General features: G+C 72.7%; 21 protein-coding genes and 1 pseudogene. 9 read left to right on the forward strand and 13 right to left on the reverse strand.

What is annotated here, in order from left to right; all coding sequences use genetic code 11:
* Window positions 1-427 precede the first annotated feature (427 nt).
* Window positions 428-715, reverse strand: a complete 288-nt coding sequence (locus AB0D93_RS35870; protein ID WP_362128994.1) for a helix-turn-helix transcriptional regulator — start codon at window positions 713-715, stop codon at window positions 428-430.
* A 288-nt stretch (window positions 716-1003) separates the two neighbouring features.
* Here AB0D93_RS35870 and AB0D93_RS35875 point away from each other — a divergent pair.
* The 3 genes and pseudogenes from AB0D93_RS35875 to AB0D93_RS35885 all read left to right on the forward strand — a co-directional run.
* A pseudogene (locus tag AB0D93_RS35875) lies at window positions 1004-1350 on the forward strand (substrate-binding domain-containing protein); the annotation flags it as partial.
* Between the two features lie 492 nt (window positions 1351-1842).
* The gene (locus tag AB0D93_RS35880; RefSeq protein ID WP_362128997.1) at window positions 1843-2193 is read left to right on the forward strand and encodes a VOC family protein; all 351 of its coding nucleotides are present in this window, start codon (window positions 1843-1845) and stop codon (window positions 2191-2193) included.
* 76 nt (window positions 2194-2269) lie between these two features.
* On the forward strand, window positions 2270-2668 hold the full coding sequence (locus AB0D93_RS35885; RefSeq protein ID WP_362129000.1) for a MarR family transcriptional regulator: 399 nt from the start codon (window positions 2270-2272) through the stop codon (window positions 2666-2668).
* Here AB0D93_RS35885 and pqqB read toward each other — a convergent pair.
* The 8 genes from pqqB to AB0D93_RS35925 all read right to left on the reverse strand — a co-directional run bounded on the left by pqqB (window position 2665) and on the right by AB0D93_RS35925 (window position 8922).
* A complete protein-coding gene (pqqB, locus tag AB0D93_RS35890; protein ID WP_362129003.1) occupies window positions 2665-3555 on the reverse strand; it encodes a pyrroloquinoline quinone biosynthesis protein PqqB in 891 nt (296 codons plus the stop codon). The genes AB0D93_RS35885 and pqqB overlap by 4 nt on opposite strands.
* A 66-nt stretch (window positions 3556-3621) precedes the next feature.
* A complete protein-coding gene (locus AB0D93_RS35895; protein ID WP_362129006.1) occupies window positions 3622-4734 on the reverse strand; it encodes a hypothetical protein in 1113 nt (370 codons plus the stop codon).
* A gap of 51 nt (window positions 4735-4785) precedes the next feature.
* Window positions 4786-5184 carry an SseB family protein gene (locus AB0D93_RS35900; protein WP_362129009.1) on the reverse strand — a complete coding sequence of 133 codons (399 nt, stop codon included), beginning with the start codon at window positions 5182-5184 and terminating at the stop codon, window positions 4786-4788.
* Between the two features lie 378 nt (window positions 5185-5562).
* Complete coding sequence (locus AB0D93_RS35905) at window positions 5563-6273, reverse strand: GntR family transcriptional regulator (protein ID WP_362129012.1); 711 nt, start codon at window positions 6271-6273, stop codon at window positions 5563-5565.
* Window positions 6270-6821 carry an isochorismatase family protein gene (locus AB0D93_RS35910; protein ID WP_362129015.1) on the reverse strand — a complete coding sequence of 184 codons (552 nt, stop codon included), beginning with the start codon at window positions 6819-6821 and terminating at the stop codon, window positions 6270-6272. Before AB0D93_RS35910 ends, AB0D93_RS35905 begins: the two co-directional genes overlap by 4 nt.
* Complete coding sequence (locus AB0D93_RS35915) at window positions 6818-8332, reverse strand: cytosine permease (RefSeq protein WP_362129018.1); 1515 nt, start codon at window positions 8330-8332, stop codon at window positions 6818-6820. Before AB0D93_RS35915 ends, AB0D93_RS35910 begins: the two co-directional genes overlap by 4 nt.
* Window positions 8333-8448: 116 nt before the next feature.
* Entirely contained in the window at window positions 8449-8772 is a 324-nt protein-coding gene (locus tag AB0D93_RS35920; RefSeq protein ID WP_362129021.1) for a DUF2795 domain-containing protein, read from the reverse strand.
* Between the two features lie 9 nt (window positions 8773-8781).
* The gene (locus tag AB0D93_RS35925) at window positions 8782-8922 is read right to left on the reverse strand and encodes a hypothetical protein (RefSeq protein ID WP_362129024.1); all 141 of its coding nucleotides are present in this window, start codon (window positions 8920-8922) and stop codon (window positions 8782-8784) included.
* Window positions 8923-9099: 177 nt separating this feature from the next.
* Between AB0D93_RS35925 and AB0D93_RS35930 the strand changes: the two genes are divergently transcribed.
* Window positions 9100-9294, forward strand: coding sequence for a DUF2795 domain-containing protein (locus tag AB0D93_RS35930; protein WP_362129027.1), 195 nt, complete (start codon window positions 9100-9102; stop codon window positions 9292-9294).
* 68 nt (window positions 9295-9362) lie between these two features.
* Here AB0D93_RS35930 and AB0D93_RS35935 read toward each other — a convergent pair whose 3' ends face one another.
* A complete protein-coding gene (locus AB0D93_RS35935) occupies window positions 9363-10592 on the reverse strand; it encodes an MFS transporter (protein ID WP_362129030.1) in 1230 nt (409 codons plus the stop codon).
* A 54-nt stretch (window positions 10593-10646) separates the two neighbouring features.
* Here AB0D93_RS35935 and AB0D93_RS35940 point away from each other — a divergent pair, with 54 nt between their 5' ends.
* Window positions 10647-11408, forward strand: a complete 762-nt coding sequence (locus AB0D93_RS35940; protein ID WP_362129032.1) for a helix-turn-helix transcriptional regulator — start codon at window positions 10647-10649, stop codon at window positions 11406-11408.
* Window positions 11409-11633: 225 nt separating this feature from the next.
* Window positions 11634-12707: an NAD(+)/NADH kinase gene (locus AB0D93_RS35945; RefSeq protein WP_362129035.1), complete on the forward strand. Its 1074-nt coding sequence runs from the start codon at window positions 11634-11636 to the stop codon at window positions 12705-12707.
* 748 nt (window positions 12708-13455) lie between these two features.
* Here the strand turns inward: AB0D93_RS35945 and msrA are convergent.
* Window positions 13456-13977 (reverse strand): peptide-methionine (S)-S-oxide reductase MsrA, encoded by a 522-nt coding sequence (msrA, locus tag AB0D93_RS35950; RefSeq protein WP_362129038.1) that lies wholly within the window; start codon window positions 13975-13977, stop codon window positions 13456-13458.
* Window positions 13978-14414: 437 nt separating this feature from the next.
* Here msrA and AB0D93_RS35955 point away from each other — a divergent pair, with 437 nt between their 5' ends.
* On the forward strand, window positions 14415-16118 hold the full coding sequence (locus AB0D93_RS35955; protein ID WP_362129041.1) for a carbohydrate binding domain-containing protein: 1704 nt from the start codon (window positions 14415-14417) through the stop codon (window positions 16116-16118).
* Window positions 16119-16214: 96 nt separating this feature from the next.
* Here the strand turns inward: AB0D93_RS35955 and AB0D93_RS35960 are convergent, their stop codons facing one another.
* Window positions 16215-17417, reverse strand: coding sequence for a permease (locus tag AB0D93_RS35960; RefSeq protein WP_362129080.1), 1203 nt, complete (start codon window positions 17415-17417; stop codon window positions 16215-16217).
* Between the two features lie 234 nt (window positions 17418-17651).
* Window positions 17652-18422, reverse strand: a complete 771-nt coding sequence (locus tag AB0D93_RS35965; RefSeq protein ID WP_362129083.1) for an isoprenyl transferase — start codon at window positions 18420-18422, stop codon at window positions 17652-17654.
* Between the two features lie 290 nt (window positions 18423-18712).
* On the opposite strand from AB0D93_RS35965, the gene purU reads away from it, so the two are divergent.
* Together purU and AB0D93_RS35975 are read left to right on the forward strand one after the other, a co-directional pair.
* On the forward strand, window positions 18713-19585 hold the full coding sequence (gene purU / locus AB0D93_RS35970) for a formyltetrahydrofolate deformylase (protein WP_362129044.1): 873 nt from the start codon (window positions 18713-18715) through the stop codon (window positions 19583-19585).
* 153 nt (window positions 19586-19738) lie between these two features.
* Complete coding sequence (locus AB0D93_RS35975; protein ID WP_362129047.1) at window positions 19739-20536, forward strand: IclR family transcriptional regulator; 798 nt, start codon at window positions 19739-19741, stop codon at window positions 20534-20536.
* Window positions 20537-20586: the final 50 nt, after the last annotated feature.

Genomic DNA, 20586 nt, shown 5'->3' on the forward strand with positions numbered 1-20586 from the left:
TCTCAGCGGCCCCACGCACCACTCCACGCGGCGCGCCCGGCACGATCGGCTGCCTCGGCGGTGCCACGCCACGCCCCACTCCGCGCGGCGCGCCCGGCACGATCAACAACCTCAGCGGCACCACGCACGACTGGACGCCTCAGTGGCCGGCACGATCGGCGGACCCACGGACGGCTGGACGTGGCGGTGGCCTGCGCGGTCGGTGGGCCCGGTGCCCCACTCGGACGGCCCGCCATGTCGGCGGCGGGCACGATCGGTGGGCCCGGCGCGCCCCTTCGCGCGTCGGCGTCGGGCACGATCGGTAGGCCCTGCGTGCCCCTTCGGGCGTCGGCAGCGGGCCCCGTCGGCGGGCGTTCGCAGCGACGGGCGAGCCGCCTGTCGGCGACCGGCTCCCCCGTGGTCCGGCCGAAGCAGCCACGGGCGTCCGTCACCAGCCCTTCTCGAACACCCGGGCCACCTCGGCGATGCGGATCTCGTCGCGGCTGTAGTAGGTGCGGCAGCGGATGCGACGGGTACGCAGTACGCCGAGCCGGGTGAGGAAGTCCAGGTGGGCGACGGCGGTCCGGCGGGGCACTCCCAGCTTGGCGGCGACGGCCCGTGCGGTGACTCCCGTCTCGCCCAGGTCGCGGCTTCTGCCCACCGGGAAATGATCCGTGGGCTCCTTGAGCCATTCCAGGATCGTCCGCCGCATCCGGCCCGAGGGGGTTCCCATCATCCGTCCGCCTCCGTCCCCGGCCTCCTCGTACGCAGTGTTCCCACTGTGGACCGGCCAACTCCGTCCCGTCCGGCACTCGTTGGTCGTTGTCCGGTACCGAACGGCCGTGCGACCGAGGGTGGTGCACATGACCCCGGAAATTCAGCGAAGGCCCGGCCGCCCCTTACGGCCGGGCCCGGCACCGGTGGCTCAGCGGTGGCTGAACCGCGTCATCGAGGTGAGCGCCTAGTCGTCGTATCCGAACAGGGCCTGGCTCTCCCAGCCGTTGCCGAACGTGGCGTCGGCCGGGTCGTCTCCGGGGACTACAGCCGGGCGAGAGGTGAGGCGGGCGCGGAGCGGCTGGCGGCGCGGGCCCCAGACGTGGACGCGGTGTTCGTCGCCTCCGACCTGATGGCGCAGGGCGTGCTGGCGGCGCTGCACCGGGCGGCCGGGAAGGGGTCCTCGACGACATCGCTGTCGGCGGCTTCGACGACTCCCCCGCGGCGACGGCAGCCACCCCGGCGCTCACCACGATCCGGCAGCCGTGGGACCGGATCAGCAACGAGATGGTGCGGGTGCTGCTCGCCCAGATCGGCGGCGAGGACCCCGCTGCGGTGATCCTGCCGACCGAGCTGGTGCGCCGCGAGTCGACCTGACCGCCGCACGGACCGGCCCGGACGGCACGGCGGGAAGGGCGCCCTCACGGCGGGGCCGGTACTCGGATCCGGTCCTCGCGGCCGTGGCCGGGCCTCACCGGGGGAGCCGGGCCTCACGAAGGGGTAGCCGGGCCGCACGGAGGGGGAGCCGGGCCTCACGGCGAGTGCGTCGGTCCCCGGGCAGAGGCGTACCGGTCCCCGCCGGAGGCGTACCGGTCCCCGCGGCGAGGGCCGGCCCCCACGGCGGGCGCGTCCGTGCTCACGGCGGGCGCGTCTGGGCTCACGGCGGGCGCGTCTGGGCAGCGGAACGGACTGTCCTCCCCGTCTCACCGGTCCCCGTCTCCCGGACCAGGTCGTGGTGTCACCGCCGATGGCGGCACGGCCGGGCAACACGTCAGGATCGGAGAAGCCCGGGCGGGCTCTGCGGCCCTAGCGTGATGTGCACCGGCGGAAAACAACCCGCCGGGCCACGCAGCTCAGAAGGAGATACCCATGACCGCCGGTCTGCAGACGATCATCTACCCCGTCAAGGACAAGGACCGCGCCAAGGCCCTGTTCACCGTCCTGCTGGGGGTCGAGCCGTACGCGGACGAGCCCTACTACGTCGGTTTCAAGGCCGAGGGTCAGGACGTCGGCCTCGACCCGAACGGTCACGCCCAGGGCATGACCGGGCCGGTGCCGTTCTGGCACGTCACCGACCTCCGGGAGCGTCTCGCGGCCCTGCTGGCGGCGGGCGCGGAGGTGCTCCAGGACGTGCGGGACGTCGGCAACGGCCGGCTCATCGCCTCCGTGAAGGACGCCGACGGCAACCTCATCGGCCTCCTCCAGGACCCGGCGGCCTGATCAGCGGGTTGCAGCCACTTGCACACGCACTAGTTGCACCCTCAACAATTGGCCGGATCGGTGCTACCGTGCGGGTATGGCAGTCAAGACGGCCGACGCCCGGCTCGAGGAACGGTGGCGGGACATCCTCGCCGTGCACGCGCACACGATGTGCGAGATCGACCGGGCCCTGCACCCGCACGGGCTGGGCGCCAGCGACTTCGAGGTGCTGGACATCCTGGCGACCGAGTCGCCCGCGCAGGGCGAACAGTGCCGGGTGCAGAACCTGGTCGGCCGTGTCCACCTCAGCCAGAGCGCGCTGTCCCGGCTGATCGGCCGGCTGGAGAAGGACGGGCTGGTCGAGCGCTCGGTGTGCGCGGAGGACCGGCGCGGGGTGTGGGTGGCCCTCACCTCCAAGGGCCGCGCGCTGCATGCCGAGGTGCTGCCGCTGCAGCGCGCCGCGCTGGCGCGCATGCTCAGCGAGCAGGACTTCTAGAGCACCAGCTCGGCCCCGTCGGGCAGGACCTCGACGCCCTTCTCGGCGACACGCGCGCGTGCCGGTGACGCCGGGTCGAGCAGCGGGTTGGTGCTGTTGAGGTGGGTGTAGATCCGGCGTGCGCCGGGATGACGGGACAGCGCCGCGAGGGTGCCGTCCGGCCCGGTGACCGGCAGGTGGCCCGTGGCGGCCTGCCCGGCGCCGGACCGCACCGTCGCACCCGCCTCGTCGGCCGCGAAGAAGGTGCCGTCCAGCAGGACGCAGTCGGCCTCGGCGCACAGCTCCTCCAGCTCCGGGCCCCAGGCGCCCACACAGGGCGCGTACACCAGGACTCCCCCGCTGGCCAGGGACTCGACGCGGTACGCCGTCACCCACGGCGCGCCCGCCTCCGGCGCTTGCGCCGGTACGTACTTCGGGATCTTCGCGCCCACCGGATGGGCCGTGACCACCAGCCCCCCGGCCAGCACGAAGCCGCCCTCGGCCAGGCTGTCCGCCCACTCCCAGCGGGCGTAGCGGTCCAGGGCGGCGCGGGCGGGGGCCAGCACGGCGCGGACCGGCGGGGCGGCGTAGACCTTCAGGCCCGCCGCTCCGCGCAGTCCGGCGAGGCCGCTGACGTGGTCGGCCTCGGCGTCGGTGAGCAGGACGCCGCGCAGCGGGGTCTCCCGGCGGCCGGGGCCCGGCCACAGCGCCGGTGTGGCGGTGAGCTGGGTGCGCAGGTCCGGGGAGGCGTTCAGCAGCCACCAGTCGCGGCCGTTGCCGGTGACGGCGGCGCACTCCTGGGTGCGGGAGGGCAGCTTGCCGTCCCGGGCGGCCGTGCACAGTGAGCAGGCGCAGTTCCACTGCGGGAAGCCGCCCCCGGCGGCGGTGCCCAGCAGGACGACCCTCACGACGATCGGCTCCTTCTACACGTGCGGACCTGTCTCCGCTGGGATCTTCCCGCCCCGGGCCGGTGCCTATCCGGTGGCGGGGGGCAGTTCCGGCCGTCCTTCGCGGGGCCGGCGGTCCTCCGGGCGGTCGGGCGGGATCGGGCCGCCGGGGAAGTCACGTGGACCGGTCCACAGCGCGGGTACGGCGTCGCAGCGGCGGCACAGCTCGTAGGCGATCGCCTCGTAGTTGACCCGCCAGCCCTGGAAGTGCGGCCAGGCGTCCTCGGGTGGGCGCTCGGCGCGGAACCCGGCCGACTCCAGCATGGCCACGGCCGCGTCGAACTCGGCGAAGGGCAGCCGGATCGAGGCGTCCGGCGACGGGTCGGCGTCGAAGGGCATGCGCAGCGCGCGGGCGATGTCACGCAGGGCGGTGAAGCCGGCCCGCAGCACCAGCCGGGCCTCCGGCGGGGCGAGCCGCGGGTCCAGGGCCAGCTGCATCGCCGCCGCGTCCATCACGGCGATGAGCCCGACCAGCCAGCTGCGGTGCGGGCGCGGGGAACGGAAGGTCAGCAGGACGGGGTACGTGGAGTGGCTCTCGCCCATGTCCGAGGCGAGGCGTTCCCAGGCGCGGTACAGCGCCGGGAGCGCGGTCTCGGTGTCGACCAGCCACTGCCGGGCGAGGATCTCCGGTCCCCAGGCGGGCTCGCCGGCTCGTGCCTGGAGCAGGGTGACCTCGAGTTCACGTCGGTTGTAGGCGGCGTACAGGGTGGGCAGGTAGGCGATCTGCAGGGCGATCAGGACGGGCCCGGTGGCCGCTGCGATGAAGTCGAGCACCGACAGTTTCAGCCGGGCTCCGCTGGCGAAACCGAGCGTGAACAGACTGGACCCCGCTTCCCGGAACGCGGTGGCCCAGGACAGCGGGGACAGCGAGTACAGCAGGAGGCCGAAGCCCAGCAGCGCTCCGGCCAGCCAGCTGGCCAGCATGCCGATGAGCATGAGCGGGGCCAGCCAGGTCTGGGAGCGGTCGATCGCGTGGTAACCGCCACGGACGGCGGTGAGGCGCAGGAGTCCGCGCAAGGTCCACCACAGGCGGAACACCAGCACGGAGTAGAGGCCCCTGGGTACCACGAGGGTGCGGATGATGCTGCTCAGGACCAGCACCAGGACCACGGCCCCGGCCACGCCGGCGATGTATTCCATGGACCCATTTTCGCGCCCACGGGGCGGATGATCGCTGGTCCCGCCCGCTCGCTAACGGGCCAGCAGCGTGCGCACCCCCTGTGAGGTGAGCGTCAGGGCGTGCGTGGAGTTGCCGTCTATGGCCAGGGAGAGGTCCTCGTCGGGCCACTGGGAGGCCAGCGCGCCGAGCGGGATGAGGCGGTAGCGGGAGACGAACGGCAGCAGGTCGACCATCTCGCCCTCCGTGGTGAACACGGGGACCACCGGGTCGCCTCCGGGCTGTTCGAGTACGGGCAGGGCCACACTCGTGGCATCGGCTCCCTCTCCGTCGACCGCGTCGTCCGGCACCGGGACGAGCACGTCACTGTGAGCGAGGACGTCCAGCGCGGCCTGGTCCTCGGCATTCGCGGCCAGCGTGTCCAGCGCCTGCTGGGCCGGCGTCGGCAGGTCGTTGTGTGCGGGTGTCTCCATGGCAGATCCCCAGGTAGCGGCGGTCGTACGGGCCTCCCGGGCCTGGTTCGCGCCCGGGCGTGCTCGCGCCTCGCGTACCCGGTGGGCCGCGGGGCATGCGTGAGGATCGGCGGGATTACCGGTCGCAGCGGGCCCCGGTGGTGGCCGGACGGTGGAAATCGGCCCCCAGCCGGTCCCGGGTGGAGCCTGACGTGGGCGCATGCCGATGCGGCCCTGGATCCGCGGACCGCGGTCCTGGCCCCCTCTACGGGGCCGCGGGCGCGCGTGTCGTGCCTTCGGGCGAGCTCCGTCGGGCCCGCCGGGCCAGCTCCCTTGCCAACCCGGTGGGCGGTAGGCCCAGTTCGGTTCACGCGTCGGTGGCGCGGGCCCGCCGGGTGGTCAGTGGCCGCAGGTGAGCGCGAGCTGGAAGTGGTCGGGGGCGAGCAGGGTGACGACGTGTTCGACCAAGGAGCCGTCGGCCGCCCGGCTGGTCCGGCGGGTCTCGAGGAACCAGTCCCCCGGCGTGCACCGCAGCAGCTCCGCCTCCCGGGCGTCGACCGGCCGCCCGCCGACCCGCTGCTCCCCGTGGTCGGGCCGCAGCCCGGCGCGCAGCAGCAGCTCGGCGGGCGACCGCGGGCCCAGGCCCTGGGCGAACAGCTCGCGGAGCAGGGGCAGGGGTGGCAGTGAGCTGCGCTCGTACGACACCACGGTGCCGTCCGGGACCAGCTCCCGGGTCCGCTCCACCCGCACGAACACGTCGTCCTCCAGGCCGAGTTCCGCGGCCAGCGCGCCGTCGTGCGCCTCGCGTACGGCGAGGGTCCGCACGGTGGTGTCCACCTCCCGCACGGCCAGGGCGCGGGCCCAGCCGAGCCGCTCGTCCGGCGGGCGGTCGTCGAAGAGGACGTAGGAGCCCTTGCCGGTGCGGGTGGTGATCAGGCCCTGCTCGGTCAGTTCCGCGAGGGCGGCGCGGACGGTCGTACGGCTGACGCCGAACCGCTCGGCGAGGGCGTGTTCGCCCGGCAGCCGCTCGCCGGCCCGTCGGGTGCCGGCCTGGATCTCCCGGGCCAGGATCCGGCTGATCCGCTCGTGCTTGAGCGGGACTCCGGTCACGGCCCGGGCTCCGCGAGCAGATCGTCGACGTTCGTCACCCGGACCAGCGGCCGGTACAGCTCCATGATCTGCAGGGCCTTGAGGTGGGAGTCGTCGTCGGCGCCCGCGCACGCGTCCGCGACCACCAGCACCTCGGTGCCCGCGTCGGCGGCGGCCAGGGCGGTGGAGAGCACGCAGCAGTCGGTGCTGACACCGGCCAGGACCAGGCGGTCGTCCGGGCCGACGCGGGCGGCGAGTTCCGGGATCCACTTGCCGAAGGTGGGGGCGTCCACGACGTGCCCGGCCAGGCCGGCGAACTCCTCGGACAGGTGCCAGAGTCCCGCGTCCGGGGGCTGGAGCGCGAAGGGCCACTGGTCGTAGTAGGCGCGCCAGGCCCCGGCCGGTTTCGCGGGGGCCAGGAAGCGGGTGAAGGTGACGCGGTCGCCGAAGGCCGGCAGCAGGCTGCGGACACCCGCCGCCGCGTCGGCGTACCGCGGGGTGGCCCACGGGCTCGCCGGGTCGGCGAAGACCCGCTGCATGTCGATGACGGCGAGATGCCCGGCGGTCATGGGCTCAGCACCCCCTCGTCGGTCGCCGGGCTCGGCGCCTGCGCCTCCTGGGCGCGCACCCGGCCCCGGCCCGGCAGCAGGGTGCCGAGGAAGGCGAGGGCCAGCGCCACCAGGACGCCGAGGTTGGCGTAGGCCCAGGCGCCGGACCTGCCGCCGAGGCCCAGCGGGCCGAGCAGGTAGCCCTGCCAGGTGAGCCAGCTCGCCGCGCTGTTGGTGACCAGGCCCCAGCCGACGGCCGTGGCACCGAGGGTGAGGAGCAGGGGCGGCAGCGGGATGTCGCCGTAGCGGCCGTGCCGTCGGTAGAGGTCGGCGTCGTCGTAGTCGCGTCGGCGCAGGGTGAGGTCGGCGAGCACGATGCCGCACCAGGCGGCGATGGGGACGCCGAGCGTGGTGAGGAAGCCCATGAACTGGCCGAGGAAGTCATCGGCGAAGAACACGATGTAGACCGAGCCGGCGATCATCAGGACGCCGTCGAGGAACGCGGCCAGGTAGCGGGGCACCGGCAGGCCGGCGGAGAGCAGGGCGAGGCCGGAGGAGTAGATGTCGAGAACGGCGCCGCCGACCAGGCCGAGGACGGCGACCACGGCGAACGGCACGAGGAACCAGGTGGGCAGGATCGTGGTGAGCGCGCCGATCGGGTCGGCCGCGATGGCCGTGCTCAGCTTCTGGGAGGAACCGGCGAGCAGCAGGCCGAAGACCAGCAGGAGCAGCGGGGCGACCGAGGCGCCGAAGGTGGTCCAGCCGATGACGCCGCGGCTGGACGAACTCCGGGGCAGGTAGCGGGAGTAGTCGGCGGCGGCGTTGACCCAGCCGAGGCCGAAACCGGTCATCATGAACACCAGGGCGCCGATGAACTCCTGCGCGGAACCGGACGGTAGCGCGCTGACCGTGCCCCAGTGGATGTGGTCGGCGACCAGGGCGACGTAGACGAGTGTGAGGACGCCTGTGATCACGGTGATGGCGGTCTGCAACCGCATGATCAGGTCGAAGCCCATGACTCCGCCGACGACGGTCAGCACGGCCACGACGATGAGGGCGACCACCTTGGTCTCGGTACCGCCGCCCCAGCCGAGGCGGTCGAAGACGGTCGCCGTGGCCATCGTCGCGAGCGCCGTGAGGACGGTCTCCCAGCCGACGGTGAGCATCCACGAGATCACGGACGGCAGCTTGTTGCCACGTACGCCGTACGCGGCCCGGCTGAGCACCATCGTGGGCGCCGAGCCGCGCTTTCCGGCGACCGCGATGAAACCGCACAGCAGGAAGGAGGCGACGATGCCGAGCAGGCCGGCCACGAGGGCCTGCCAGAAGGAGATGCCGAAGCCGAACGCGAAGGCGCCGTAGCTCAGGCCGAGGACGGACACGTTCGCCCCGAACCAGGGCCAGAACAGGGTGCGCGGGCTGCCCTTGCGCTCCGCGTCCCCGATCACGTCGAGCCCGTGCGTCTCCACCTGCGTCGGGCGGCCGGAGGATCTGCCGTCGGTGATGCCGAGCGGGTCCCGCGGTTGCGTCATCGCCGAGCCACCTGCCCTACCTGTCCAGACCTGTCTACCGTCGCCCACGCTAGTGACGACGTCCGACACCGTCAAGGGCCGGGCACCCACCCAACTACCCGGCCGCAACCGGCGGTTCAGCGGTCGAACTCCTCCTGGATCGGTGTCCTCGGCTCCTCCCGCAGATGCTGGGAGAGTCCGGGCTTGCCGCGCTTGCGGGCCTGTTCCGCACGCTGTGCGGCGGTGCGGTCGAGGTCCGAGTCCGGATCCATCCGTACCGACCTCGCCACGTCGTCGCGGCCTGTGTACCGCTCGGCGGGAATGCCCCGCAGGGCCTCGACGACCTCGCCCGACGCGCCCGACGCGCGCGCGGCCGCGACCAGGCGTTCCTTGTCGGCCGGGTACGACACGTCCTTCAGCGCGGCCATCACCTCGGGGACACTGGTGTGTGCGGTGCTCATGGCGCCTCCTCACTCGTCACCTTCCTCGGCGCTCTCGTCTGCGCTGTCCTCGCCCTCCGCCTGGGACGGAGTCGTACGGGGCGGCTGCTCCGCCTGCGCGGTGTCCGTCTCCCGCTCGCCCTCCGCCTGCGAGGGGGTGTCCTGGCTCATGGGGCCTCCCGGGCGCGTCCGTGGCCGTTCCGAGGCAACCGAGTACCCGTCCGTCACACGACCCATGACCGGCGAGAACGCATGAATCCGCGGCCGGCCGATGGGTACCTGACCAGTCCGGCGCAGCATGCGGCGCCGGCGTACCGACCGATCACCGTCTCACCGCCTGGAGGAGCCATGGCGGGTGTCAGCCCCACCGATCTGCAGAAAGCCCTGTCCGGCGCGGACTATCCGGCCGACCGGGAGCAACTGAAGAAGGTCGCCGAGGACAACCATGCGTCCAAGGAGATCACCGACCGGATCTCCCACCTCGGGAAGAAGGAGTTCCAGAACCCCGCCGAGGTGAGCAAGGCCGTCTTCCGGAACGAGTGACCGATCATCGCTGTGCGGCGGCCGGGGGTGCCCGCCCCGGCCGTCGCACGCGGCCGGGTGACGGCGGGTCAGCGGGTGGTCCTCCGGCGTGTCGTGCTCGGCCACGACTGTGCCCTCCTCCGGCCCGTGACCGGCGTCGTGGGCGCGCCGGCCGACAGCTTCGGGGGCGCCGGTTCGGGCAGGGTGCGCAGCAGCAGCCAGCTCAGCGCCGGCATGAGGACGAGCGGGGTGAGGGCGGTCCGCAGGGAGGTGGCGTCGGCGATCCGGCCGATGAGCGGGCTGGCCACACCGCCGACGCTGACGGCCAGACCGAGGGTGATCCCGCCGGCCGTGCCGACCCGGGAGGGCAGGTAGTCCTGGCCGAGCGTGACCTGGAGGGAGAACGGCACGTACAGACCGACGGAGGTGAGTGCCGTGCATCCGTACAGGGCGGGGCCGGGGACGAGGAGCACGCCCGCGACCGCCGCGACCGAGACCAGACAGGACCAACGGCACACCGTGACCCTGTCCCATCGCTCGGCCAGCGCGCCGCCCAGTACGGAGCCGACCGCGCCACCGAGGTAGAGCACGAACAGCGCGACGGTGCCGGCGACCGCGCTCCCGCCCAGACGCTGGCGGACGTACAGCGGCAGGAAGGTGCTCAGTCCGATGAACACCACCGAGCGGCACACCACGGCCAGGGCCAGCCTCACGAACGACGCCGTGTCGTCGCTCCCGCCCGCCGGTGCCGTACCGCCCGGCATGGACGGCCGTGCGTGCGCCGCGCGCAGGACGACCAGGCACAGCGCGGTGCCGGCCAGTGCCGGCAGCACCAGCAACGGCGTCCGGTGCAGTCCGCCCGTGCCCACGACGGCCGCCACCAGGAGCGGGGCCAGGGCGAATCCCGCGTTGCCGCCGAGCGAGAACCAGGCCATGGCGCTGTGCGCGCCCGCCGCCGCCCGCCGGGCGACCCGGGCCGACTCGGGGTGGTAGGCGGCCACGCCGAGCCCCGACAGCGCCACGCACCCCAGGGTGAGCGCATAGGCGCCGCCGAGCCCGCTCAGCGCGATGCCGACGCCGGCCAGGAGCGTACTGGCCGGGAGCAGCCAGGGAACCGCGCGGCGGTCGGTGAGGGCGCCGAAGAACGGTTGCGCCACCGATGACAGCAGGGAGGCGGCCAGTACGACGCCCGAGGCGGCGGCGTAGCCGTAGCCGCGCCGGTCGACAAGGAAGGGGATGAGGGCCGCGACGGCGCCCTGGTAGACGTCCACGCAGGCGTGGCCGACGGACAGCAGCGTGATCGATGTGTTCCTTCGCACCCGGCCATGCTCCGGCCCTGCCCGGGTGTCGCACTTCCGATAATCTGCCAGGTGATGACGGAAATCCGCCACCTGCCCACCGCCCCGACGCGCACCCGCCGGCTGGCGCCCCGTGCGGCGATCGGCGCCCACCGGCACGACGACCACCAGATCGTCTACGCGGGCCGGGGCGTCGTGGCCGTCACCACCGACGCGGGTTCCTGGGTCGCGCCCGCCAGCCGCGCCATCTGGGTGCCGGCCGGCACCGTCCACGCCCATGAGGCGCACGGCGAACTGGAACTGCACCTGGTGGGGCTGCCGGCGTCCGACAACCCGCTGGCCCTGGACTCCCCCACGGTGCTCGCCGTGTCCCCCCTGCTGCGTGAGCTGATCATCGCCCACACCGGCACACCCGACGACGGAAGTCCCGAACGGGCCCGGCTGCGCGCGGTGTTGCTCGACCGGCTGAGGGCCTCGCCGCAGCAGCCCCTGCACCTGCCCACGCCCTCCGCGCCCGTGCTGCGCGCGCTGTGCGACATCCTGCGGGCCGACCCCTCCGACGGCCGCACCCTGGCCGAGCTGGGCCGCGAGGTCGGGGCGAGCGACCGTACCCTGTCCCGGCTGTTCCGCCGCGACCTCGGCATGACGTTTCCGCAGTGGCGCACCCAGTTGCGGCTCCACCACGCCCTGGTCCTGCTGGCCGAGCGGACGCCGGTGACCGCGGTGGCACACCGGTGCGGATGGGCCTCGGCCAGCGCGTTCATCGACGTCTTCCGGCGGGCCTTCGGCCACACGCCGGGGCCCGGCCCGGCGGACACCGGCGGACCGTACGGCTGACCGGCCTCGGGCGCCACCCCAGCGTGCCGACGGCGATCTCGGCCGGCACGGCGACCGTTCCGAGGTAGCCGAGGGCGGCCGGGCCGAGCAGGTGGTGGCGCACCGACACGCCGAGGGAGTCCCGTGCGCGCCTGCCCGGGGAGCGGACCGGCGGCGTGGCGGGTGCCGGGCCGCAGCGGTCCGCGGCGAGTATGGCCCACGGGAACAGCCGGCTGGGAGGCGGACATGACGGTGAACCGTATCGGCCTGGTGGTGCACGGCGGACACGCCGAGGCCGTGGCCGCCGCGCAGGTGGTGCGCGAGTGGTGCGCGGAGCACGGCGTGGGATGCGCGGACATCGACGTGTGGCAGCAGGGGGCGCGGCACAGCGCCCGGGAGGAGGTCGACGCGGCGGGCGACCCGGACCTCATCGTCACCCTCGGCGGCGACGGCACCTTCCTGCGCGGCGCCCGGCTGGCAGCCGAGAACGACGCCCTGGTGCTCGGCGTCGACCTCGGCCGCGTCGGCTTCCTCACCGAGGTTCCGGCCCCGGCGGTGCGTGCGGCGCTGGACGCCGTCCGGGACGGGCGGATCACCACGGAGAGCCGGATGCTGCTCACCATGCGGGCGTCGTGCCGGCTGGAGGTGCCCGCCCAGATGGAGGCGCTGCTGCAGTACGGCCGCGGGCCGATGCTGCCGCCGCCCCAGGTGCGGGGGGAGTGCGAGATCGGTGACGACTGGGGCGTCGCCCTCAACGTCACCGCGCTCAACGACGTGGTCGTGGAGAAGCTCGCCAGGGACCGGCAGGTGTCGGTCGCCGTCTATCTGGCCGGGCGGCTGCTGGCCAGCTACTCCGCCGACGCGCTGCTGGTGGCCACGCCCACCGGATCCACCGCGTACAGCTTCGCCGCCGGCGGCCCGGTCGTCTCGCCGCGCGCGGAGGCCCTGGTCTTCACGCCGGTCGCGCCGCACATGGTGTTCAACCGCTCGGTCGTGGCCGCTCCCGACGAACCCGTCGCGCTGCGGATCCTGGAGCGCTCGGGCCAGGCCGCCGTCAGCATCGACGGCCAGCTGCGCGGTGTGCTGAGCCCCGGTGACTGGATCGGCGTGTACGCCGCGCCACGCCGGCTGAAGGCGGTCCGGCTGGGCCCGATGGACTTCTACGGCCGGCTGCGCGAGCGCATGAACCTCACCGACGCGCCGGCCGCGCTCGCCGACGGGCCGGCCGCTCCGCTGTGGCCGATCACCACACCCCGGCCCGGCGACCTGGCCCACCTGGCGCTGCCACCGGCTCCCGATGAGCGGCATCTGCCGTCCTGAAGTCGCCCGGCACGGCTTTCCTCCGAGCGCGCGCTGAACGCTCACCGGGCCCGTCCGCCGTGCCGGCGCCCGGAAGGCGTGGCGTCGGGCACCCCGGGTGCGGTGGCGGCTCCGCCGGTTCGGAGGAGCGCCGGCGGCACGGGCGCACCCGCCGCGACGGCGGCGATGCGCGGTACGGCCCGCGATGGCCGGGTTTCCCGGGGGGACGTACGGGCGGGGTGTCTGGCGATCGCCCTCCCCGCCCCTCCCCGCCCCTCTCCGAAGGCGCCGGCCGGACGTTCGCCGGAGCTCGGCGGTACGAACGGTGTCGCGCATCGGGGCAACGGGGCGCAGGCGAACGTCCGTTGACCGGTGTGTGGGGGCTGTGGGCGCTCGTCGCGTCGCCGCAGGGGCCACCCGGACCGCACCCTGTGGTACGAGTCCCATGCCCACGAAGCCGGTCCGGATCAGCGTGGCCTCCCGGCCCGGCACGGCCGTGCCGCCGTCGTCGTGGTGGCGTGGCGCACCGTCCGACAGCCCGAGCAGCGAGTCCGGTACGGCGTACGGCAGCAGGGGCACGACCGCCGCAGCCCCGGTCCCGCACCGGTGTGTCCGGCCCCGGGCACCCGCACTCGCGGCCCACCCCACCGGTCGCGTCCCGCGCTGGTCGGATCGCTCTCCCCCCGGTGGGGCGGAGACAGGTGACGCGGGCACTCGGCCTGGCCGACGCCCTTGCCGCACTCGCCCTCGGCCGGTGCCGCCGCGGGGCTCAGTCCGTCGTGGACGCTTCCCGCCGCGGCAGCTTCCAGTTCGGCCTCGGGAAGTGGCAGGTGTAGCCGTTGGGGTAGCGCTCCAGGTAGTCCTGGTGCTCGGGCTCGGCCTCCCAGAAGTCACCCACGGGCTCCACCTCCGTGACCACCTTCCCCGGCCACAGTCCGCTCGCCTCGACGTCCGCGATCGTGTCCACGGCGACGCGGTGCTGCTCCTCGTCGCCGTAGAAGATCGCGGAGCGGTAGCTGCGCCCGATGTCGTTGCCCTGGCGGTCCCGGGTGGTCGGGTCGTGGATCTGGAAGAAGAACTCCAGGATGTCGCGGTAGCTCGTGACCGTGGGGTCGAAGAGGATCTCGATCGCCTCGGCGTGGTCGCCGTGATCGCGGTAGGTGGCGTTCGGCGTGTCACCACCGCTGTAGCCGACGCGCGTGGACACCACGCCCGGCTGCTTGCGGACCAAGTCCTGCATGCCCCAGAAACAACCGCCTGCCAGGACGGCCCGCTCGGTTCCCACGGTCATCGGTCACTCCCTGAAGCTCGAGACCGACGCCGTCACGGAAGCGCCGGTTGCACGATCACCCAGCCTAATACCGCCCTCGGACATACCACGAACGGTGGTCCTGGGCTGCCGTAGGGCCGCACCCCGCAAGCCCCCGCAGCACCCGGCCGGGCGCCGCCGCCATGACGAGCGAGCGGCGCCTGCACCGCCCCGGCTGCCCGACGCCGAGAGCCCCGCGCGTCAGGCCCACATGGACAACTCGCTGACAGCGCCCTCTGGTTGACCTGGTCCGCAGTACGGGTGCCGTTCGTCGAACAGGCGTCGGCAATCCGGATGCACGAGTTGGTCTAGTCCTCTTGACGGGGCGAGCCGCGAGCTGTTTGGTATGTACCAACGTCGGCCCGGCGCGACACCCCACCACTCCACGCCCTAGGGGCATCCCCGAAAGGGGCATTGTCATGCACCTGGCAAGATCTGCCGCGTCCGCATGCGCGCTGGCGCTCGCGGCCACCGGCGCCCTCGTGGCCCTGGCACCCGCCGGCAACGCGGCGGCGAGCAGCGTCTACTCCGTGGCTCCCTATGTCGACATGTCGAACAGCCAGGAAGGTCTGCTCGACACCGCCATCACCGGGCACCGTCTCAGGGCCTACACCGCGGCGTTCGTGCTCGGCGAGGGCTGCAACCAGATCTGGGGCGACACCCTCCCCATCGGCAACGACTCCTACACCGACCCCGAGATCGCCAGGGCGAAGTCCGAGGGCGCCTCCGTCATCATCTCCTCCGGCGGGGCGAGCGGTGAGCCGCTGGCCTGGACGTGCTCCACCCAGAGCAGCATCGACGCCGGCTACCAGGCCATCGTCAACGACTACGGAGTCACCCAGCTCGACTTCGACGTCGAGGGCGCGGCCGTCGCGGACACCGCGGCAGCCGCCCGTCAGATGCAGGCGATGAAGGACCTCAAGGCGTCCGACCCCGGCCTGCGGTTCTCCATGACCCTGCCGGTGCTCACCAGCGGTCTGACCAACGACGGTGTCAACATCCTCAAGGCCGCCAAGAACGCGGGCATCAGGATCGACGTGGTCAACATCATGGCCATGGACTACTACGCCGGCACGGGCACCGAGATGGGCCAGGGCGCGGTCTCCGCCGCCAAGGCCACGCTGGCGCAGATGCAGTCCGTCGACTCCGGTTACACCTACGCCAACCTCGGGATCACCCCGATGATCGGCAAGAACGACGACGGCTCCACCTTCACCCTGGCGGACGCTCAGACGGTGGAGAGCTTCGCCGAGCAGAACGGCGTCGGGCGGCTGTCGTTCTGGTCGGCCAACCGGGACCAGCCGTGCAGCGGCAGCGCCAACTCGCTGCCCACGTGCAGCGAGATCGGCCAGAACAGCCTCGCCTTCACGGACGCGTTCGTGCCGTACGAGGGCTCCGGCGGCGGTGGCGGGGGCACGACCACGGACTTCTCCCTCGCCCTGTCGCCGGGCTCGGCCTCGGTCGCCCAGGGCGGTTCCGCGACCGCGACCGTCTCGACGGCCGTCACCTCCGGCAGCGCCGAATCCGTCGGCCTCTCCGCCTCCGGCGCTCCCTCCGGTGTCAGTGTCTCGTTCAGCCCCGCTTCCGTGACGTCCGGCGGCAGCTCGACGCTGAAGGTCACGGTCGGCTCGTCCGTGGCCGCGGGCAGCTACCCGATCACCGTGACCGGCACGGCCGCCGGCGGCAGCCACAGTGCGACCTACACGCTCACCGTCACCTCCAGTGGCGGCGGAGGCGGAGGGGGCTCGCTCACGAACGCCGGTTTCGAGAGCGGCGGTTCGAGCCCCTGGTCGTGTACCGGGGGGAGCGCGGTGGTCGCCGGGCCGGTCCACTCCGGCAGCCACGCCCTCCAGGTCACCCCGAGCTCCAGCGCCACCGGTGAGTGCGACCAGACCGTCACCCTCTCCCCCAACCACAGCTACCGGCTCACCGGTTGGGTCCAGGGCCCCTACGCGTACATCGGGGTCACGGGAGGCGCCACCGCCGGCACGTGGTCGAACGGCACGAGCTGGAACCAGCTGACGGTCGACTTCACCACCGGCAGCAGCGGTACCGTCACCGTCTACGTCCACGGGTGGTACGGCCAGGGTGACGTCTACGCCGACGACTTCACCCTGAGCTAGGCGCCGCCCCCCACCGCGCGTGCGGCGCACCCCTCGTCAGGGACGGTGCGCCGCACGCGCCCCGTCGGACCCTCCGGGCACGGCCGGGACGTCCTCTCAGTGGTGTCCGCCGCCCGCCTCTCCCTGGCGCCCATGCTGCTCGTGCGCGTCGTGGTCGTGGCCCTCGTCGCCGGGGGCCCCGCCCATCATGCGCAGCATGGGGAGCCCGCCGGTCCGCAGGAACCGCACCACGAGCACGGCGGCGAGGACGAGGAAGGCGATGTTGAGCCAGGTCGTGTAGTTCCAACGGACGCCTTCCATGGGCAGCTCGGCGTCGGCCTGGTCGGGGATCAGGCCGAGGCCGCCGAAGGCGAACTCCACGAGGTAGCCAGCGACGACCATCGCGAGGTAGAAGGTGCCGAGCAGGAAAGCGGCCGTTCTGGCGCCGTAGTACTTCCGGTAGATGTTGAGGATCGGCAGGATCAGCAGGTCGGCGAAGATGAACGCGACCACGCCGCCGAAGCTGATCCCTCCCTTCCAGAGCACCACCGCCAGCGGCACGTTGCCGATGGAGCACACGAAGGAGGCGATCGCCACCAGTGGGCCGACGACAGGCCCCCACAGCTTCGCCGCGAGCGGATGACCGTCGAAGAAGAAGGCACGCCAGAACGAGTCCGGGACCCAGGCGGCGATGGCGCCGGCGACGAGCAGGCCGACGATCAGGTCGCGCAGGATCGCCGCCCACTCCATGACGAACACGTGGCTGGTCGCGGTGAAGCCCTCGCGGGAGAACAGGCGTCGGCTGAAGGATCCTTCGCGCCGCACGGACATGTCCATCGCTGCGTGGCCCTCCATCGAGCCGGCAAGACCCCGCTCCGCCTGTACGCGGGCCTCGCGCAGCAGCCCGGCCCGCAGGAACAGCCGGAACAGGACGGCCAGCACGAGGATCATCACGGGCCCGCCGACGAACTCTGCGGCCGTGAACTGCCACCCCATCAACAGCGACAGGATGACACCCAGTTCCACGACGAGGTTCGTGGAGGCGATCTCGAAGGCCATCGCCGCCGTGAAGTTCGCGCCCTTGCGGAACAGCGAGCGGGCCAGCGCCACCGCGGCGTAGGAGCAGGAAGAGGACGCCACGCCCAGCGCAGCGGAGACGGCGAGGGTGCGGGGGCGGTCGTCGCCGAGCAGGGACACGACGGTGGCCTTGCGGACGACGGCCTGGACGACGGCGGACAGGGTGAAGCCCAGGATCAGCGCCCAGGTGATCTCCCAGGTCATGGACCCGGTGATCGACAGCGCGTGCAGTACGGCGTGCATCTGTGCGGCCTTCCCGGCCTCGGTCGCCTCGGGACCTGCGGCCATGGCATCCGGCTCGGTCATGCAAGGGAAACGGGACGGCTGGCCCGCGCCGGGCACCGGGCGGGCGCGGGCCGCTCGCGATCAGCGGGGCGAACCGCCCGCGCCGAGGGCGGCCGCGGTCTGGGCGGCGTCCTTGCGCGGTGCCTCGGCGATGCCGGGTCGGGCGCGGTCCGTGGCGCGACCGGTGTCATGTCACCTGCCGTAGCGCCGCTCCCGGGCGGCGTACGAGCGCAGGGCGCGCAGCAGGTCTATCTGACGGAACGCGGGCCACAGGACCTCGACGAAGTGCACCTCCGCATAGGCGGACTGCCAGAGCAGGAAGCCGGACAGCCGCTGCTCGCCGGAGGTGCGGATGATGAAGTCGGTGTCGTGACCCGCCGGGGAGTAGAGGTTGTCCGTGACGTGCTGGAGGTCGAAGTTCTCGGCCAGTTCCCGCGGGTCGCCTCCGGCGGAGATGTGCTTGTCGAAGGCGGACCTGACCGCGTCGATGATTTCACGGCGTCCGCCGTAGCCGACCGCCACGTCGACCTTGAGACCCGCCCGGCCCGCGGTGCGCGCGACGGCGTCCTTCAGGGACCGCGCCGTCTCCCCCGGCAGCAGGTCCAGAGCGCCGATGACCTCGATCTGCCAGTCCTCGTCGGCCGCGCAGATGCTCGCCACGGTCTCCTCGATGATGGCGAGAAGCGGCTCGAGTTGGGCCGGAGGCCGGTGGAGGTTGTCGTCGGACAGCATCCACAGCGTGACGTGCTGGATGTCCGCGGCGGCGCACCAGCGCAGGAAGTCGCCGACCTTGGCACCGCCGACGCGGTAGCCCTCTCGAACGTCGTCGTGCCCGGCTCCACGGGCCCAGCGGCGGTTGCCGTCCAGCATGATGGCGACGTGCCGGGGACGGGGCTTGCCTTCCAGTTTGCGCGTCAGGCGCCGTACGTACAGGGCTTCCAGTGCCGAGCGAAGCGCCCTCAGTGCCACGTGCCATGTCCCTTCGTCCCCACCAACGGCTGGTGAGGGTCACCGTATCGCCCGGTACGGAGCTTCAGCCATCGGTGCCGGTCAGCCGGGTCCAGGCGGTGCGGTGCGCGACCCGCCCGGCCACGTCGGCCGGTTCCCAGTCCCGGTCACCGCCTCCGGCCGTTGCGCATCGCACAGCCCGATGCGCCAAGAAGAACACCACCCCTTGACCGGCCGGCCGTCCCGGCTGGACCATGTTGCGCATCACTCTCGATGTTGCGCAATGTGCATCCAAGGAGGATGTCATGTCTCCTCGACCGCAGCCCGGCCGCGAGTTCGTCCTCACTCTTTCGTGCCCTGACCGGGCCGGTCTCGTCCACGCCGTGACCGGCTTCCTCGTCGGACACTCCGGCAACATCCTCGAAAGCCAGCAGTTCGACGACCGGCTGCAGGACCGCTTCTTCATGCGGGTGCACTTCGATGTACCGGATCCCGCCGTGTCACTGGAGGACCTGCGCACCGGCTTCGAACCGGTCGCCGAGACCCATCGCATCACCTGGCAGCTGCACGACGCGTCGACCCCGACCCGCACGCTGATCATGGTGTCGAAGTTCGGCCACTGCCTGAACGACCTGCTCTTCCGCAGGTCCACGGGCACGCTCAACATCGAGATCCCGGCGATCGTCTCCAACCACCGCGACTTCGAGTCCCTGGCCGAGAACTACGGCATCCCCTTCCACCACATCCCGGTGACGCGCGACACCAAGGCGGAGGCGGAGGCCCGGCTGCTGCGGCTCGTCGACGAGCTCGACGTCGACCTCGTGGTGCTCGCCCGGTACATGCAGATCCTCTCCGACGACCTGTGCAAGCAGCTCGACGGCCGGGCCATCAACATCCACCACTCCTTCCTGCCGAGCTTCAAGGGGGCCCGGCCGTACGTCCAGGCCCACCAGCGCGGTGTGAAGCTCGTCGGGGCCACGGCGCACTACGTCACACCCGATCTCGACGAGGGCCCGATCATCGAACAGGACGTCGTCCGCGTGAACCACTCGCACGCCCCGGACGAGTTGGTCGCCCTGGGCCGCGACGTCGAGGCCCAGGTGCTCGCGCGTGCGGTGCGGTGGCACAGCGAGTGCCGGGTGCTGGTCAACGGCAACTGCACGGTCGTCTTCCGCTGACCCGTCGGACCGGCGCCGACAGGGGGCTCGGCGGACACCACTCCGCCGTGGTATACCGGCTTGTCCGCGCCCCCGTGGCCGGCGGCGGACACCTTCACCGGCACCTCCGCCGCATCCGGGGGCCTCGGGGACGCCAGTGCGTATAGTTGCGCCATGAGCAACCACACCGCAGATGGCAAAACAGAGGGCCCCGCGGTGAACGGGGTGCAGTCCGTCGACCGTGCCGTCAGCGTCCTGGAGATTCTCGCCCGGCGCGGCGAAGCGGGGGTCAGCGAGGTCGCCGCCGAGATCGACGTCCACAAGTCGACCGCGTTCCGGCTGCTCGGCGCCCTGGAGGCACGCGGTCTGGTCGAGCAGGCGGGCGAGCGGGGCAAGTACCGGCTGGGCTTCGGGATCGTGCGCCTGGCCGGCGCGGTCACCGGCCGACTCGATCTCACCCAGCAGGGCCGGCAGGTGTGCGAGCGGCTGATAGACGAGGTCGGCGAGACGGTCAACATCGCCGTCCTGCAGGAGCACTACGCGGTCAACCTGTACCAGGTGCGCGGCCCGGGCGCGGTCGGCACCCACAACTGGGTCGGGCAGCTCACCCCGGTGTACGCCACGTCCAGCGGCAAGATCCTGCTGGCCCATCTGCCGGCGCCGGAACGCGCCCGCGTCCTCGCGGCCTGCGGGTTGAAGAAGCTGACACCGCACACGCTGACCACGAAGGCGAAGCTGGACAAGGACCTCGCCGAGGCACGCGAGCGCGGGTACGCCGTGACGCTGGAGGAGCTGGAGATCGGACTGCACGCCGTGGCGGCCCCGATCCGCTCCCGCGACGGCGAGGTCGTCGCCGCCATCAGCGCCTCGGGGCCGGCGTACCGCTTCACCGAGGAACGCATCCATGAACTCGCGCCCGCCCTGGTCAAGGGCGCGGAGGAGATCAGCCGCCGGATGGGCTACCTGGGCTGAGCCTCCCCCGGTCCCGGCGCCCCGGAAGTACGACGAGGCGCTCGCACCCG

The sequence above is a fragment of the Streptomyces sp. NPDC048191 genome, from assembly GCF_040652655.1.
Taxonomy (GTDB): domain Bacteria; phylum Actinomycetota; class Actinomycetes; order Streptomycetales; family Streptomycetaceae; genus Streptomyces.